Source organism: Kribbella antiqua (genome assembly GCF_004345665.1).
GTDB classification, from domain to species: domain Bacteria; phylum Actinomycetota; class Actinomycetes; order Propionibacteriales; family Kribbellaceae; genus Kribbella; species Kribbella antiqua.
The window spans coordinates 1-13,422 of sequence record NZ_SLWR01000006.1 but is presented as its reverse complement, the minus strand read 5'-3'; the positions used below and the strand labels follow the sequence as shown (position 1 = coordinate 13,422).

Below are 13,422 nucleotides of genomic sequence, written 5' to 3'. Positions count from 1 at the left end.
CGACATCACGGATTGGCTCGCTGCTGATCACGCTCGTGGCGAAGGTAGAGACCCGTCGCCGTCGACACACTCGTGAGCAGCCACACCACGACCCCCGCGTCGTCGGTCACGCCGATGACCGGCAGCAGGTCCGGCAGAATGTCGATCGGCGACACCAGATACACCAACGCCAGCGCCCACAACGCCATCCGGCTCTTCGGCAACCCGGCGTAGGCCCCTTGCCGAGCGGCCCGCAGCAGTCGTGGCAAGGCACGGGCCCGGTCCACCACGTTGCCGATCGGCTCCGGCTCCCCGCGTTCCCGCCGCCGGCGCCGTACCCATCGACGCCGTACGACGCCGAGCCCGGCCACCGCGGCGCCCACCAGCAGCAGGCCGACTCCGACACCGACCGCCGGCAGCCCGGCGACGTCGGCGTCCCGGAACACCAAGGTCACCAGCCCGATCAGGCCCAGCAGCGCACCGAAGAACACCATTCCTCAACTCTAGAGCCCGCCCGATTCACGCGCTTTCCGGCCGCATGACGACCTTTCCGGTGGCTTGGTTGTCCTCCATGTGGCGGTGGGCCGCGACGATGTCATCCAGGGCGAAGACCCGGTCCACGTTGGGCCGATAGACGCCGGCCTCGACCTCGTGGACCACCCGCTGCAACACGGTCCTGCCCGCGCTGCCCTTGAGGTTGTCGCTGTGGAAGGCCGTGAGCTTGGTGCCGGACGGGATCATCGCTATCGGTTCGAAGTCCGGGATCAACCATCCACTGAGCGAGCCGGCCACGCACACCGTCCCGCCGCGGCGGACGAGGCGCAGAGACTCCACCGCCGTGCTCGCTCCGACGAGATCCAGGACGTAGTCCGCCCCCTCGGCCCAGACCGAGTGCACACTCGCCGGCAGCGACTCACCGGTGTCGACGAGTACGTGGTCGACGCCGACTGCGGTCAACGCGTCGACCTTGGCCTGCCGCCGGGTCGTCGCCGCGATCTCGAGACCGTAGCCGGACGCGATCGATGCCGCCGCCATGCCCACCGACGAGGTGCCGCCACGGATCAGCAACCGCCCTTGACGCACGATGCCCAACGCGTCGAGCGCTCCCTGTGCGGTCAAGTACGTCTCAGGCAATGCGGCGAACACCTCCCAGGGCAACGAGGTAGTGATCGGCATCAGCAGCGAGTTCGGCAGCAACGCGTACTGCGCATAGCCGCCGTCGTACTCCCGGCCCATCTCACCCATCACCGCCGCAACCGTCGTACCCTCCGGCATCGTGGGATCGGTCGAGGCTGCCACGACTCCCACACACTCGATCCCCAGCACTCGCGGGAACCTCACGTTCGGGGAGTGCCCCTGACGGGTCCTCAGCTCGGACCGGTTGAGCCCCGCGCCCTTCACCTGCACCAGGCTCCAGCCATCCCGAACCGTGGGCACCGGCAACTCTCGGATCTCCAGCACTTCCGGGCCACCCGGCCGGACACATACCGCCGCTCGCATCGTCATGGGTTCACTGTCGCCAACGAGTCCCGTGGCCGACCACCGGTAGAATGCCAAGTTATGCCCGTTCGCCGCCAAGCTCCCCAGACGTCAGAACTGTGGCCGTCCGGAGGAGCGCATCTCTGGCCGTCGGGTGGAACGAGCTCGGCGCACTCCCATCCGCGTGGGCACCTCGTGTACGCGGCCCGTGGCGTCATCTCGGTTCACACGGAGCGCGGCACCTTGATCGTTCCGGCCAATCGAGTCGGCTGGACGCCCGCCGGGTTCACGCACTACCACCGCGCTCACGGCAACACCGACATGCGAATCGTCTTCCTCCCGCCATCCCTGGCCCGGCTCGTGCCTGAGCATCCGGCCGTACTCATGGTGTCCGACCTGGCCCGCGAGCTACTGCTCGCCCTCACGGGCCTACGGGTTGGTGACTACGACCGCGGCGCGAGCGCTCGCCTCCGTCGAGTCCTCGTCGACGAACTCCACGAAGCGCGCGAGCAACCGCTGCAACTGCCGGAAGCACAGGACGATCGGCTGCAAGCCATTGCCCAACTTCTGTACGAGCGGCCTGCGGACAACACCTCACTAGCCGAACTCGGGCAGCGGATCGGAGCCAGCGCCCGTACTCTCAGCCGGCTGTTCCACGACGAACTCGGCATGACCTTCTACGAGTGGCGCACCCAACTACGCATCTGTCACGCACTCGTTTTGCTTGCCGACGGCCACGACACGATCCACGTCGCGCACGCCTGCGGGTGGGCGAACCCCAGCAGCTTCATCGCGGCCTTCACCAACCTCATCGGCACCACCCCAGGCCGCTACCGAACCAATCGGCGCTAGCCGAGGTCGCGCGCCCTGTCCACCTCGTCGGTGAACCGGGCGAGGGCGTCCTCGGCCGTGGGGACGGGACCGAACAGTTGCTCCTGCCGACGGGTGTCTGCGACGTAGCGGCCGCTGTCGATCCAGCGGAACATCGCGGCCATGTCCGTGAGCAACGGCATGAAGCGGCCGGCGACGGCTCCTGCGGCACGGGTGACGGCGGAAGGGACGGCCCAGACCTTGATTTTCTTTCCGGCCCGGCTGCCCATCAGGTCGGCGACCTCGCGGAGGCTGACCGGACGATCCCAGCCGATGTCGATACGCTCACCGTTGTCGGCCTCCGCATCGACCGCGGCGGCGAGATACGCCGCGAGGTCGGAGGTGCGGACGAAGGTCAGCGGGACGTTGGTCTTGCCGATCCAGATGACGCGGCCCTTGTCGATCGGGTTGCCCGCCGCGCTCGCGAGCTGGTCGAGGAACGCCCCCGGGCGCAGTGCGACGAACGGCACGCCGAGCTGCTCGAGCTTGTCCTCGGTGACCTTCTTGTGCCAGAAATGCGGGACATCGGGCGTCTGGTCGCAGGTGAGGATGCTGGTCAGGACGAACCGCCGGATGCCGGCGCGGTGGGCGGCCTCGGCGAGGTTGGCGTTGCCGATGGTGTCGATGTCGTGCGCGTTCTTGCCCCCGCGGGTGTAGCCGGCAGCAGTGGTGATGACCGCATCGGCGCCGTCCATGGCGGCGATGAGCGAGTCGAGGTCGAGCATGTCGCCGCGGGCGATCTCGACACCTCGGCTTTCGAGCCTGCTCGGGTCGGTGGTCGGCCGGACCAGGGCGCGGACGTTCTTACCGCGCTTGAGCAGCTCCTCGACGACCTTGCCCCCGAGGGAGCCGGTCGCGCCGACGACCAGGACCGGAAGGGTGGTGGTCATGGGTCTCACTTTCAATCAGGTCAGCAAGCGGGGCGAGTTACTTGGATTCAGCTTGGGGAAGAGGGCGGCTGTCGATTGTGTCGACGATGGCGTAGGCGGTGCGGACAAACGACTTTGCCTGCTGCGCCGACAGGTTCCGGGTGGAGGCCTCCTCCAGGGCCTGCCACATGGCCGAGATGGGCTCGCGCATCGAACGGCCCTTGTCGGTGAGGCGGACGACCAGGACGCGCCGGTCGTGTTCGGCCGGCTCACGGATGACCAGGCCGGCGTCCTGCATGCGGCGGAGGGCCTTGGAGACGGTGGAGTGGTCCACGCGGACGCTTTCGACCAGTTCGGACTGGCTTTGGCCGTCGCGCTCAAGGAGGTGCATCAGCAGCAGTTCCTGACCGGGATGCAGGTCCATCTCGCGGAGCATGGCCGCGGCGTAGCCGCGGTGAGCACGGGCGAGCTGAAAGACCGCGTAGCTCAGCTGCCCCTCGCTTGCCATGGTGGGGATGTGAGGTGCGGGACCAGCCATGGTTCGGTTCCTCGGACGGTCTAGGTGGGGGTCGCCTGTCGCGATCGGAAGATGACAAGTACTGACGTTTCAATGCATTAGGTGGCTGGCCACATAATCATCGTAGCAGGCGATCTGTGGCTAGCCAAGTATTCGCTGTTGCACCGACTTTGTGCTCGAAGAGTTCAGTCAGCTATCCGAGGGCCGAGCGGATCCTCCACCGGCGGGGTCGGGCTGCGGCGGGTGGTGTTGGTCAGGGAGCGTTCGGGCAACCAGAGGATGAACGTGCTGCCGACACCCAGCTCGGAGTGCAAGGCGACCGTGCCACCGTGGGATTCGGCGATCTGGCGAACGATCGCCAGGCCCAACCCGGCGCGACGCTGACCCGTGGACGGGACGGTGGCCGGTGACTGCCGTTGACCGGCGCGGAAGAAGCGGTCGAAGACCCGATCGGCGTCTTCTTCGGCGATGCCGGGACCTTCGTCGCGTACGGCGATCCACGCCCAGCCGTTGCGGCTCCCGACCGCGAGGATCAACTCGCTTCCACCGCGAGCGAGCCGGACGGCGTTGGAGAGCAGGTTGTCGACCGCGCGCCGGAGCGCCGACGCGTCCCCGGCCGCGATCGGCCCGGGCGACAGTCGCCGTACGACGCGAAGCTCGCGGTCCGCGGCGAGGAGTTGGTACTCCTCGGCCGCCTCGCCGGCGATCGCAGCCAGATCCACATCCGCGTCGACGAAAGCCGGCGACGAGCGACGTGCCGACGCCAGCAGGTCTTCGACCAACCGCGTCATCCGCTGGATCGCCCGGGCCACGATCGCCGTCGCCTGCGCCCGGTCCTCCGGGGTCGTGTCGTCATGCGCGAGTACGGCGTCGACGTTCGCCTGGATCACGGCCAGCGGATTGCGCAGCTCGTGCGACGCGTCGTCGACCAGTTGCCGTTGCGCCAGGAACGCCGACTCGAGCCGTTCGAGCATGTCGTCGACGGTGTCGGCCAGGTTCCGCAGTTCGTCCCGCGGGCCGTCCAGCGCGATCCGGCGGGACAGGTCGGTGGCCGAGATCTCCTGCGCGGTGGCGGTGATCCGCCGTACCGGCCGGAGTGCGCGACCCGACAGCCACCAACCGGTGCCGAGGCTGACCAGGAACAGCACGCCCATGCCGGCGGCCGAGTAGTTCCGCAACGTCTGCAGGGTTTGGTAGTTCACGGCAGACTGGATGCTGGAGATCTCCGCGGCCTGGATCACCTGGCCGGGCTTGACCTTGATGTCGCCGTGCGCGTCCTTGTAAACCTTGTTCACCGTGATCGGATCCAGCGGCTTGGGATCCAGGAACGCCTCCAGCGCGAAGTACAACCCGCCGAGCAGCAGCGCCGACAACGCGATCAGTACGGCGGAATACGCCAGCGTCAAGCGGAACCGAATCGTCTGCGCCGATGGTGGGCGGCTGAGTTTCATCCGTCACCTCTGAGCCGATAGCCGCGGCCGATCACGGTTTCCAGGACGGGTTCTTCGCCTTCCTGGGTGAGTTTGCGGCGCAGCGTTCCGACTGTCACGCGGACGCTCTGGGTGAACGGGTCCGCGTTCTCGTCCCAGACGTGCTCGAGGAGTTCCTCGGCCGACACGACATGACCTGGCCGCGACATCAGATACCGCAGTACGCCGAACTCCTTCAACGTCAACGGAAGTTCGCGGCCGGCTCGGGTGGCGAGGTGGCGGGACGAGTCGAGCACCAGGTCGCCGACGTGCAGCTGCGTGCTGCCGTTGGTGACGTCGCGGCGGAGCAGAGCGCGGATCCGGGCCAGCAGCTCGACCAGGGCGAACGGCTTGGTCAGGTAGTCGTCCGCACCTTCGTCGAGGCCGCGGACGCGGTCGGCCAGCGAGGCCCGCGCGGTCAGCATCAGCACCCGTAGCTCGCGACCGGACGCCACCTCGATCTCACCCCGTCGTACGGCGCGGCACAGGTCGAGGCCGCTGGTGTCCGGCAGAGTGATGTCCAGGATCGCCAAGTCGTACGCCGTGGTCGCGAGCTTCTCCATCGCCTCGGCACCGGTCAGCGCCGTGTCCACGGCGTACCCAGCCCGGCCGAGCCCGGAGCGCAGCGCGCTGACCAGGCCTTCCTCGTCCTCCACCACCAGTAGTCGCACGAGACCAAGGTAGCGGGGCCCACGCCCCGGACCGGTCCGCTCTTTCGCTGGACTTTCGCTGGGCTTTCCGGTCGTTTTCGCACTCCTTTGATGGTCTGGACTCCGCTGAAAGACCGAATGAAGGAGTTGGACACTGATGAACAACCCTGGCAAACGGATTCTGCTCGGTTCCGCGGTCGTGATGGCCGCTTTCGGAGTCGGCGGGTTCGCGTACGCCGCGAACAACGACCCGGCGCCCGAGCAGGGCTACGTCACCATCGAGGACGGCGCCACCACGCCGTCCCCTAGCACGAACAGCCGCGGCGACTGCCCCGAGAAGAACGGCAGCGGTCAGCAGGGCCAAGGCCAGGGCCAGCAGGGCGAGAGCCAGCCGTCGCAGCCCTCCCAGCCTGACGCGGCCGAGAACGCATGACCCAGTGGGAGCCCGCGCCGGGTGGTGTACGGCGGAGTGAGCCGGGCGTGACCACGGCTTCGCTGGAGCATGCGCTGTTCGAGGTGAAGCGGGTCGTGGTCGGACAGGACCATCTGGTGGAGCGGATGCTGGTCGGGCTGCTGGCTCGCGGGCATTGCCTGCTGGAGGGCGTGCCGGGTGTCGCGAAGACCCTGGCGGTACGGACGCTGGCCGAGGTGATCGGCGGCAACTTCTCCCGGCTGCAGTTCACGCCGGACCTGGTCCCGGGCGACATCATGGGCACCCGGATCTGGCGCCCGTCGGCCGAAGGCTTCGACACCGAGCTCGGTCCGATCTTCGCCAACCTCGTACTCGCGGACGAGATCAACCGCGCACCGGCGAAGGTGCAGTCCGCGTTGCTGGAGGCAATGGCCGAGAACCAGGTCAGCATCGGCGGCCGCAGTTACAAGCTGCCCGAGCCGTTCCTGGTGCTCGCGACGCAGAACCCGATCGAGTCCGATGGCGTGTACGCACTCCCGGAGGCGCAGCGGGACCGGTTCCTGCTCAAGATCATGGTGGACTACCCGAGCCCGCTGGAGGAGCTCAGCATCCTGCAGCGGATGAGCGCCCATCGCCCGCACGCGAACGCCGTACTCACTCCGGAGCACGTCGCTCAGTTGCAGGAGGCAACGGATGACGTGTTCGTCCACAACGCCGTGGCGGAGTACGTCGTACGGCTGGTTCATGCGACGCGGGTGCCGCAGCAATACGGGATCAACGACCTGCAAGGCGTGCTCGAGTTCGGCGTGAGCCCTCGGGCCACGCTGGGTCTGGTCGCCGCCGGGCGGGCGCTGGCGCTGTTGCGGGGACGGGACTATGTCCTACCTGCGGACGTGTACGACGTCGCCCTCGACGTGATGGCGCATCGGCTGGTTCTCACGTTCGACGCCCTGGCCGATGGTGTCGATCCGCGCTCCGTGGTCTCGCGCATCCTGCAGGTCATCGAGCAACCGCACGTCGTCCCGGCCGACGACGCTCAAGGGTCGGCGGCATGAACGACCCACACGGGACGGGTCCGGGCTCGCCGGAGAGGCAACCGGCGGGTCCGGATCTGCTGGCCGGGCGCGAGCGGGCGCTGCGGACGCTGGAGCTCTCGGTCAAGCGGAAGCTGGAAGGCTTCCTGCACGGCGAGATCACCGGCCTCCGCAGCGGTCCCGGCGCCGAGCCGAACGAGGCGAGGCCGTACCAGGCCGGCCAGGACGACGTACGACGGATGGACTGGAACGTGACGGCACGATCGCTCGAGCCGCACGTCCGGGCGCCGTTGGCCGAGCGTGAACTGGAGACCTGGGCTTTCCTGGACGCGTCCGCCAGCATGGATTTCGGCACCGCGCTCAGCGAGAAACGTGATCTCGCCATCGCCGTCGTCGGCGCAGTCGGTCTACTGGCCGACCGCCCGGGCAACCGGCTCGGCGTCCGCATCGCCGTCGGTGACCGTTTGTCCCGGATCCCCGATGTCGGCGGCGCCGCCGCACTCCGCCGTACTCTCAGAGCCCTGTTGTCGTTGCCTAGGGCAACACCAGGACAGCACCCCGCCGTCCGGCTCGGTACGGCGATCACCCGGCTGAACCGCGAACATCCGCGGCCCGGCCTGCGGGTGGTCGTCTCGGACTTCCACGACGACACCTGGGCCGAGCCACTGCGCCGGCTGGCCGCGCGACACGAGGTGATCGCAGTGGAGGTGCTGGATCCGCGCGAACTCGAGCTGCCCGAGGTCGGGCTGCTCACCCTGGTCGATCCCGAGACGGGCCGCCGGCGCGAGGTCCAGACCAGCAGCAAGAAGCTCAGGCGGAAGTACGCCGACGTGATGACGGCCAAACGCGCCCAGACCGCGCGGGACATCCGCGCGGCCGGCGCGGCCCATCTCGTCCTTCGCACAGACACCGACTGGGTCCGCGAGGTCGCCGCCTTCGCCACTGCCCGGCGTCGCGCCCACACTCGCCGACCTTCGACCTCGAGGACCGGTATCCGATGAGATTCGAGCAACCCCTGTGGCTCTGGCTGCTGGTGCTGGTGGTGGCGCTGATCGCCGCCTACCTGATCGCCCAGCGCCGCCGCAGCAAGTACGCCGTACGGTTCGCGACCCTGCCGATGCTGGACAAGGTCGCGCCACAACGGCCCGGTTGGCGCCGGCACGCACCGGCCGTCGCGTTCCTGGCCGCACTGACCGTGCTGACGATCGCGATCGCCCGCCCGGTGGCCGACGTACGCGTGCCGCGTGAGCGGGCTACCGTGCTGGTCGCGCTGGACGTGTCCAACTCGATGGCGGCGACGGATGTGTCGCCGACGCGGTTCGAGGTGGAGAAGCAGGCGGCCGTCGAGTTCGTCCAGGACCTGCCGGAGAAGTTCAACGTCGGCCTGGTCTCCTTCGCCCGTACGGCGACCGTGGTCACCACACCGAGTACGAACCACCAGGCGACCGTGGACGCGATCAACAACCTGGCCCTGACCGACAGCACCGCGATCGGCGAGGCCGTACTGACCAGCCTGCAGGCGATCAGCTCGGTCGCCCCCGACGACCCGCCGCCGGCCCGGATCGTGCTGCTGTCCGATGGCGGCAACACCTCCGGCCGCTCGATCGACGAAGCCGCCGAGGCTGCCACGCAGGCCGGCGTACCGGTGTCGACGATCGCGTACGGAACGCCGGACGGCACGGTCAACCTCGAAGGCCGGAACATCCCGGTCCCCGCCGACACCGAGGCGCTGAAGGGCCTCGCCGACGCGACCAGCGGCTCGTACTACGCCGCCGAGAGTGACGAGCAACTGCGCGACGTCTACTCCGACCTCCAGTCATCGATCGGCTGGACCACCGAACCACGCGAGATCACCAACCTGGTGGCGGGTATCGCCCTGGCCGCGGCTCTGCTGGCCGCCCTGGCGTCGCTCCTGTGGTTCTCGCGCCTCCCTTAGGAGCAACAGATGAGCCCTCATCTCGGTCATCCGTTCCGTGGCCCGCACTACGCCCCCGGCCCGCCACCCGCGGCGCCCGTAGCACCATCGGCGCCGCCCGCCTTCTCCGTCACCCCGGCCTCCGCCGCGCCCGTATCCCCCTCTTCGGCGGCGGCACCTCAGGCCGGGGTGGCGGCCCCTCCCCGTGCTGCGCGGCGCGGCCGGACGCTCATCGCCAGCCTGGCCCTCTCGATCGTGGCCGGCGGTATCGCCGGCGCCGTCACGGGCTCGGGCGACTCCGAGAGTACGGCGGTCGAACTGCCCCAGGCGGCCGCTCCACCGGCGGCCGCGCAGGGGTCGATCTCAGCCGCGGCGGCGAGCGTTTTGCCCGGCGTGGTCTCGGTGCGGGCCGGCCGGGCCACCGGGTCGGGGTTTGCGATCGACCAGCAGGGTCACGTAGTCACCAACGCGCACGTGGTGGAAGGAGCGAGCGATGTTTCCCTGGTCCTGTCGAACGGCCGGACGATCGATGCGGAGATCCTCGGCTCCGACCCGGACAACGACCTCGCGGTCCTTCAGGTCTCGACCGCCGATGCCGAGGGACTGCGAGCGCTCACGCTCGGCCGGTCCGCACAGCTGCGGGTCGGCGACCCGGTGCTGGCCGTCGGCTCACCGCTCGGCCTGGAAGGAACGGTGACCGCCGGCATCGTCAGCGCGGTCGACCGGCAGGCACGGTTCGGCGACAACGGGACCCGGCAGTCGGCGATCCAGACCGACGCGGCGATCAACCCTGGCAACTCCGGCGGCCCACTGGTCAACGCCGCCGGTCAGGTCGTCGGCGTCAACACCGCCATCGCCACCCTCGGCACCTCCCGCTCCGGCAACATCGGCATCGGCTTCGCAATCCCGGTCGACCGCATGAAAACCATCGTCGAAAGCCTCATCAACTGAAGTCGGCTCAGCCGGCCGCTTGCCCCCGGCGACGAGCGTACGCGCGTCGAGGACAAAGCGCCGGGCGCGGCGTGAGCAGCTCTGCGCGAGATCGGCCGAGCACTTCCGGGGTGGTGGGGTTCGCGGAGTCGTCCCAGAGCGAGGAGTCGATGCGTCCCCCAATGCGGCGCGATCATGCGCAGCCATCAGTTGCGGAAGGCAACTAATGGCCGGATCGCCAACGTCGCAAGGCGTAGTCCGCCCTGAGGCGGCAGTCCGGCGACAGCAATTGCGTACTCGCGTTCGACGTCGGCCAGGTTCTGCACCGGCCCGGGTGCGTCCGGCCCGCCGATTCTTCGCGATCGGTGGCCAGAACGCGGACTCGGATGATCCAGAATTGTTCGGTTAGCGCGGGGCGGTGCCGTCGGGTGGCGGAAGCCCCAGCGATGACGCTGCCCACGACAGGTCGATCGCGATCAGCCGGATCATCACCGGGACCAGCCAGTCCGGCAGGGAATCGTGGTGGACGCGATAGGCGAGCGTGGCGGCACCGGCGGCGGCCCAGGGTGCGCCGTCGGGCATGACGTCGTAGGGAAGGGCGCCGCCTTCCAGGTGCAGGGTCGGGAGCAATCCGGCCAGATCGTGGTCGGCGCTGCCGCGTGAGGTTTGGCTCCAGTCGACGAAAACCACCCGGTCGCCGTCGATGCAGATATTGTCGCTGCGAATATCCCCGTGCACCAGGCTCGTTCCGTCCTCGTCGCAGCGGGATTCGGCGGCGATGAGCTGCGGTGCGGCGTTGTCGAGCCACTTCTCCGAGCACAGCTGCAATTCGAGGAAGGCCGTTCGGTCCGGGCCGCACAGTAGGCCGGGCCAGCGAGCGCGCGTTCGCGGTGTGGGTGAGAAGACGTTCGGTGCCTCGATATCTGAAAGATTGGCGACAGCGGTGAGTAGGAGATCGATATCGCCGGGGCGCCAATTCACACCCTGATGGCTGGCCGGCCAGTGCGCCCGGCTGAGATCTTCAGTGACGAGAATCGGGCGGCCGGGCTCGTCGAGCCACGCGATGATCGCTGGCGCGAACCGCTCGGGAACGTGCTGCAGGGAAAGGTGTTCGGTGCGGAGCCAGCGCTCGGTATCGTCGTCGGTGGCGGCTTTGACGAAGACGCGCGTACCGTCGGCCAATCCGACTGAGTGCCGGATCGCCCCCGACCAACCGGTATCGGGGACGGCCCAGGTCGTGGTCGGCCGGCCCAGTGCCTGTTCGACCCGGCGTCGGATCTCGGCATCGGGTTCGTCCGGCATCAGTTCCTCTCCCAGGGTTCACGCATCTACGTCGTCGCAGATTGGATTGTGGCAGAGAAAGCGTGGCTGCGCGCCCTTTCCGCGTTTGGTTGGCTGGGACTTGTCGAGGGGCCTGCCTGGCCCACAACTGCCGAGACGTAGAGGCAACTGGCTGGCGGAAGTGGCGAGGGTGGCGACGGTGGCGACGATGGCGACCCCATGCTCTAGCCCTGCCCGTGGCCCGGTTCAACTAGAGCATTGGTGCATCCCCCGTGCATCCTCGGCGGTGTTCAGCCGAGGCCGCGGAGCGGGCGCGGGCGTCCATAACCGGACCCGGTCATTTCAGACTCACCTAAGAGGTTTCGTGGGATTCCCAAGCTGAGAATGCGAGTTCGATTCCCGTTCATCCGCTCCAAAGCTCCGCAGGGTCAAGGTGATGGGATGAGTCGACCACGCGATGGTGTGAGCGTGGCTACCCATCCGCTATGGCGGCCGTACTCCTCGTCGGCCAACGCCGTCCGCCAAGCCAATCGAGTGCAGCCCGAGCCCCGATCGCCTGCCGCCTGACCTCATCGGCCAGCTTCGAGGGCTCGACTTCGGCCGCCGCGACCTCGGCTCCAACGCCGCCGCGGGCACCGTCGGTGAGGCTACGCCGCCGGTTCTCGTAGAACGTCTTGCGCGAGATGCCGTGCTCGGCACAGAAGGTCGTCACCGCCCCACGAGGCGCATCAGGCGGCCACTGCGTGATCGCGCGGACACGGGGATCAACAGACTTGTTCTTCGGCACCGGCGCAGTCGACCGGCCCCGGGCATCACCGACCCCGCCGACTCACCGAAGTGTCACCCACCAAGACCCCCCGAAAGTGTCACCGATGTCCTGATACAGAACCGTCACCCATGTCCTGCGACATGACACCAGAGACGGGATCCACGATTTGGATTGATCGAACACTTGTTCTAATATAGGTGCATGAGAGGGCTAGTGATCACCCAGCCCGGCGGCGGCCATCAGGTCACCGCCGATACGGCCACGCCCACCGCGACGATCGTGTCCTCTGCGTCAGTCCGCGACACCACCACGCCGTCAATCCCCGACCGCGCCGCCTGCTGCGCCCACCGCACTGCCTGGGATACCGCCGTGCCGGACGACGCCTACCTGTCGGACGCCTACGACTACGTGCCCGATGACCTGCATTACCCCACCGATGCCGAGGTCCCGGGCGGTCCGCTGGTGCTGACCGAGCAGGAGTGGCTGGACGCCGAACTCGATGACGCCCTCGGCGGTAGTCGGTGGTCGCGGGTGGATGAGTTCGAGTGGCAGGAATGGCACGGTGTGGAGCAGGACGAGGCCGAACGCGCCCTGCTGGCCCTGGGCGCCCCGGCCTGGCTGTCCCTGCCGCCCGGCGGCGCCCTCGCCGCGGCACTGGAAGACACCCGCCCGCGGGCGATGTCGCCGATCGCGCTGATCGAACTGCTCAAGGCCGCGACCCGGATGGCCGGCTGGGCCGAGGCCCTCAAGACCGAGGCGATGGCGTCGTTCTACCGGCAACGCCAGGCCGAACACGCCGAATCCCCGCGCCCCACCCAGCTCGACACCAAAGGCCGCCCGATCGACCCCGAACGCTCCTGGCACGCCGAGATCGCCCTCGCCCTCGGCCTGTCCCCCACCACCGTCGCCCGCCACGTCACCACCGCGCTGCGCCTCACCACCACCCTGCGCGCCACCCACACCGCCCTGAAGTGCGGCGCGCTGACCTGGGGCAAAGCGCTGGCCATCTCCGAAGCCACCGCCGACCTGCCCGACGACGCCGCCCACGCCGTCGAGGCGCACGTGCTGAAACGCGCCGCGGCCCAGAGCCACAAGAACCTGCTCGAGTCGCTGCGCCGCCAGATCGCCAAACACCGCGTCCGCGAGGACACCCACGATCACCGCGCCGCCGTCGCCGAACGCACCTGCAAGATCGTCCCGCTGCCCAACGGGATGGCCGGGCTGTGGATCGTCCACACCGCCGACAAG

At 68.6% G+C, this 13,422-nt stretch carries 15 protein-coding genes; 7 read left to right on the top strand and 8 right to left on the bottom strand.

The window, feature by feature from the left end; translation table 11 throughout:
• Nucleotides 1-5: 5 nt before the first annotated feature.
• Both EV646_RS17800 and EV646_RS17795 read right to left on the bottom strand, forming a co-directional pair.
• Nucleotides 6-473 carry a YkvA family protein gene (locus tag EV646_RS17800; RefSeq protein WP_132149919.1) on the bottom strand — a complete coding sequence of 156 codons (468 nt, stop codon included), beginning with the start codon at nt 471-473 and terminating at the stop codon, nt 6-8.
• Between the two features lie 25 nt (nt 474-498).
• Complete coding sequence (locus EV646_RS17795; protein ID WP_132149917.1) at nt 499-1,485, bottom strand: zinc-binding dehydrogenase; 987 nt, start codon at nt 1,483-1,485, stop codon at nt 499-501.
• A 54-nt stretch (nt 1,486-1,539) separates the two neighbouring features.
• On the opposite strand from EV646_RS17795, the gene EV646_RS17790 reads away from it, so the two are divergent.
• Nucleotides 1,540-2,310: an AraC family transcriptional regulator gene (locus EV646_RS17790; protein ID WP_132149915.1), complete on the top strand. Its 771-nt coding sequence runs from the start codon at nt 1,540-1,542 to the stop codon at nt 2,308-2,310.
• On the opposite strand, the gene EV646_RS17785 is transcribed toward EV646_RS17790, so the two are convergent.
• The 4 genes from EV646_RS17785 to EV646_RS17770 form a co-directional block, all read right to left on the bottom strand.
• On the bottom strand, nt 2,307-3,218 hold the full coding sequence (locus tag EV646_RS17785) for an SDR family oxidoreductase (RefSeq protein ID WP_132149913.1): 912 nt from the start codon (nt 3,216-3,218) through the stop codon (nt 2,307-2,309). The genes EV646_RS17790 and EV646_RS17785 overlap by 4 nt on opposite strands.
• Before the next feature lie 37 nt (nt 3,219-3,255).
• The gene (locus EV646_RS17780; RefSeq protein WP_241996118.1) at nt 3,256-3,705 is read right to left on the bottom strand and encodes a MarR family winged helix-turn-helix transcriptional regulator; all 450 of its coding nucleotides are present in this window, start codon (nt 3,703-3,705) and stop codon (nt 3,256-3,258) included.
• Between the two features lie 194 nt (nt 3,706-3,899).
• Nucleotides 3,900-5,165, bottom strand: a complete 1,266-nt coding sequence (locus tag EV646_RS17775) for a sensor histidine kinase (protein ID WP_132149909.1) — start codon at nt 5,163-5,165, stop codon at nt 3,900-3,902.
• On the bottom strand, nt 5,162-5,854 hold the full coding sequence (locus EV646_RS17770) for a response regulator transcription factor (RefSeq protein WP_132149907.1): 693 nt from the start codon (nt 5,852-5,854) through the stop codon (nt 5,162-5,164). Before EV646_RS17770 ends, EV646_RS17775 begins: the two co-directional genes overlap by 4 nt.
• 136 nt (nt 5,855-5,990) lie before the next feature.
• On the opposite strand from EV646_RS17770, the gene EV646_RS17765 reads away from it, so the two are divergent.
• Genes EV646_RS17765 through EV646_RS17745 form a run of 5 tightly spaced genes read left to right on the top strand, consistent with a single transcriptional unit; the run spans nt 5,991 to nt 10,145 of the window.
• Entirely contained in the window at nt 5,991-6,266 is a 276-nt protein-coding gene (locus EV646_RS17765; RefSeq protein WP_132149905.1) for a hypothetical protein, read from the top strand.
• Nucleotides 6,263-7,300, top strand: a complete 1,038-nt coding sequence (locus EV646_RS17760) for an AAA family ATPase (RefSeq protein WP_132149903.1) — start codon at nt 6,263-6,265, stop codon at nt 7,298-7,300. The genes EV646_RS17765 and EV646_RS17760 overlap by 4 nt, the downstream gene beginning before the upstream one ends.
• Nucleotides 7,297-8,280 carry a DUF58 domain-containing protein gene (locus EV646_RS17755; RefSeq protein WP_132149901.1) on the top strand — a complete coding sequence of 328 codons (984 nt, stop codon included), beginning with the start codon at nt 7,297-7,299 and terminating at the stop codon, nt 8,278-8,280. Before EV646_RS17760 ends, EV646_RS17755 begins: the two co-directional genes overlap by 4 nt.
• The gene (locus tag EV646_RS17750; RefSeq protein ID WP_132149899.1) at nt 8,277-9,215 is read left to right on the top strand and encodes a VWA domain-containing protein; all 939 of its coding nucleotides are present in this window, start codon (nt 8,277-8,279) and stop codon (nt 9,213-9,215) included. Before EV646_RS17755 ends, EV646_RS17750 begins: the two co-directional genes overlap by 4 nt.
• A 9-nt stretch (nt 9,216-9,224) precedes the next feature.
• The gene (locus EV646_RS17745) at nt 9,225-10,145 is read left to right on the top strand and encodes a S1C family serine protease (protein ID WP_132149897.1); all 921 of its coding nucleotides are present in this window, start codon (nt 9,225-9,227) and stop codon (nt 10,143-10,145) included.
• A gap of 384 nt (nt 10,146-10,529) precedes the next feature.
• Here EV646_RS17745 and EV646_RS17740 read toward each other — a convergent pair whose 3' ends face one another.
• Together EV646_RS17740 and EV646_RS40965 are read right to left on the bottom strand one after the other, a co-directional pair.
• Entirely contained in the window at nt 10,530-11,426 is an 897-nt protein-coding gene (locus tag EV646_RS17740) for a phosphotransferase (RefSeq protein ID WP_132149895.1), read from the bottom strand.
• Nucleotides 11,427-11,877: 451 nt separating this feature from the next.
• The gene (locus tag EV646_RS40965; protein WP_199237038.1) at nt 11,878-12,192 is read right to left on the bottom strand and encodes a hypothetical protein; all 315 of its coding nucleotides are present in this window, start codon (nt 12,190-12,192) and stop codon (nt 11,878-11,880) included.
• Between the two features lie 183 nt (nt 12,193-12,375).
• On the opposite strand from EV646_RS40965, the gene EV646_RS17730 reads away from it, so the two are divergent.
• Nucleotides 12,376-13,422 (top strand): DUF222 domain-containing protein (locus tag EV646_RS17730; protein WP_132149893.1); only part of this gene is annotated, 1,047 nt, incomplete at its 3' end.

What these genes read in the sequence shown, in the direction of transcription:
- EV646_RS17790 (WP_132149915.1), top strand. Translation starts at nt 1,540, where the DNA reads ATGCCCGTTCGCCGCCAAGCTCCCCAGACGTCAGAACTGTGGCCGTCC.
- EV646_RS17775 (WP_132149909.1), bottom strand. Translation starts at nt 5,165, where the DNA reads ATGAAACTCAGCCGCCCACCATCGGCGCAGACGATTCGGTTCCGCTTG.
- EV646_RS17760 (WP_132149903.1), top strand. Translation starts at nt 6,263, where the DNA reads ATGACCCAGTGGGAGCCCGCGCCGGGTGGTGTACGGCGGAGTGAGCCG.
- EV646_RS17750 (WP_132149899.1), top strand. Translation starts at nt 8,277, where the DNA reads ATGAGATTCGAGCAACCCCTGTGGCTCTGGCTGCTGGTGCTGGTGGTG.
- EV646_RS17795 (WP_132149917.1), bottom strand. Translation starts at nt 1,485, where the DNA reads ATGACGATGCGAGCGGCGGTATGTGTCCGGCCGGGTGGCCCGGAAGTG.
- EV646_RS17785 (WP_132149913.1), bottom strand. Translation starts at nt 3,218, where the DNA reads ATGACCACCACCCTTCCGGTCCTGGTCGTCGGCGCGACCGGCTCCCTC.
- EV646_RS17765 (WP_132149905.1), top strand. Translation starts at nt 5,991, where the DNA reads ATGAACAACCCTGGCAAACGGATTCTGCTCGGTTCCGCGGTCGTGATG.
- EV646_RS17740 (WP_132149895.1), bottom strand. Translation starts at nt 11,426, where the DNA reads ATGCCGGACGAACCCGATGCCGAGATCCGACGCCGGGTCGAACAGGCA.
- EV646_RS17745 (WP_132149897.1), top strand. Translation starts at nt 9,225, where the DNA reads ATGAGCCCTCATCTCGGTCATCCGTTCCGTGGCCCGCACTACGCCCCC.
- EV646_RS17780 (WP_241996118.1), bottom strand. Translation starts at nt 3,705, where the DNA reads ATGGCAAGCGAGGGGCAGCTGAGCTACGCGGTCTTTCAGCTCGCCCGT.
- EV646_RS17800 (WP_132149919.1), bottom strand. Translation starts at nt 473, where the DNA reads ATGGTGTTCTTCGGTGCGCTGCTGGGCCTGATCGGGCTGGTGACCTTG.
- EV646_RS17755 (WP_132149901.1), top strand. Translation starts at nt 7,297, where the DNA reads ATGAACGACCCACACGGGACGGGTCCGGGCTCGCCGGAGAGGCAACCG.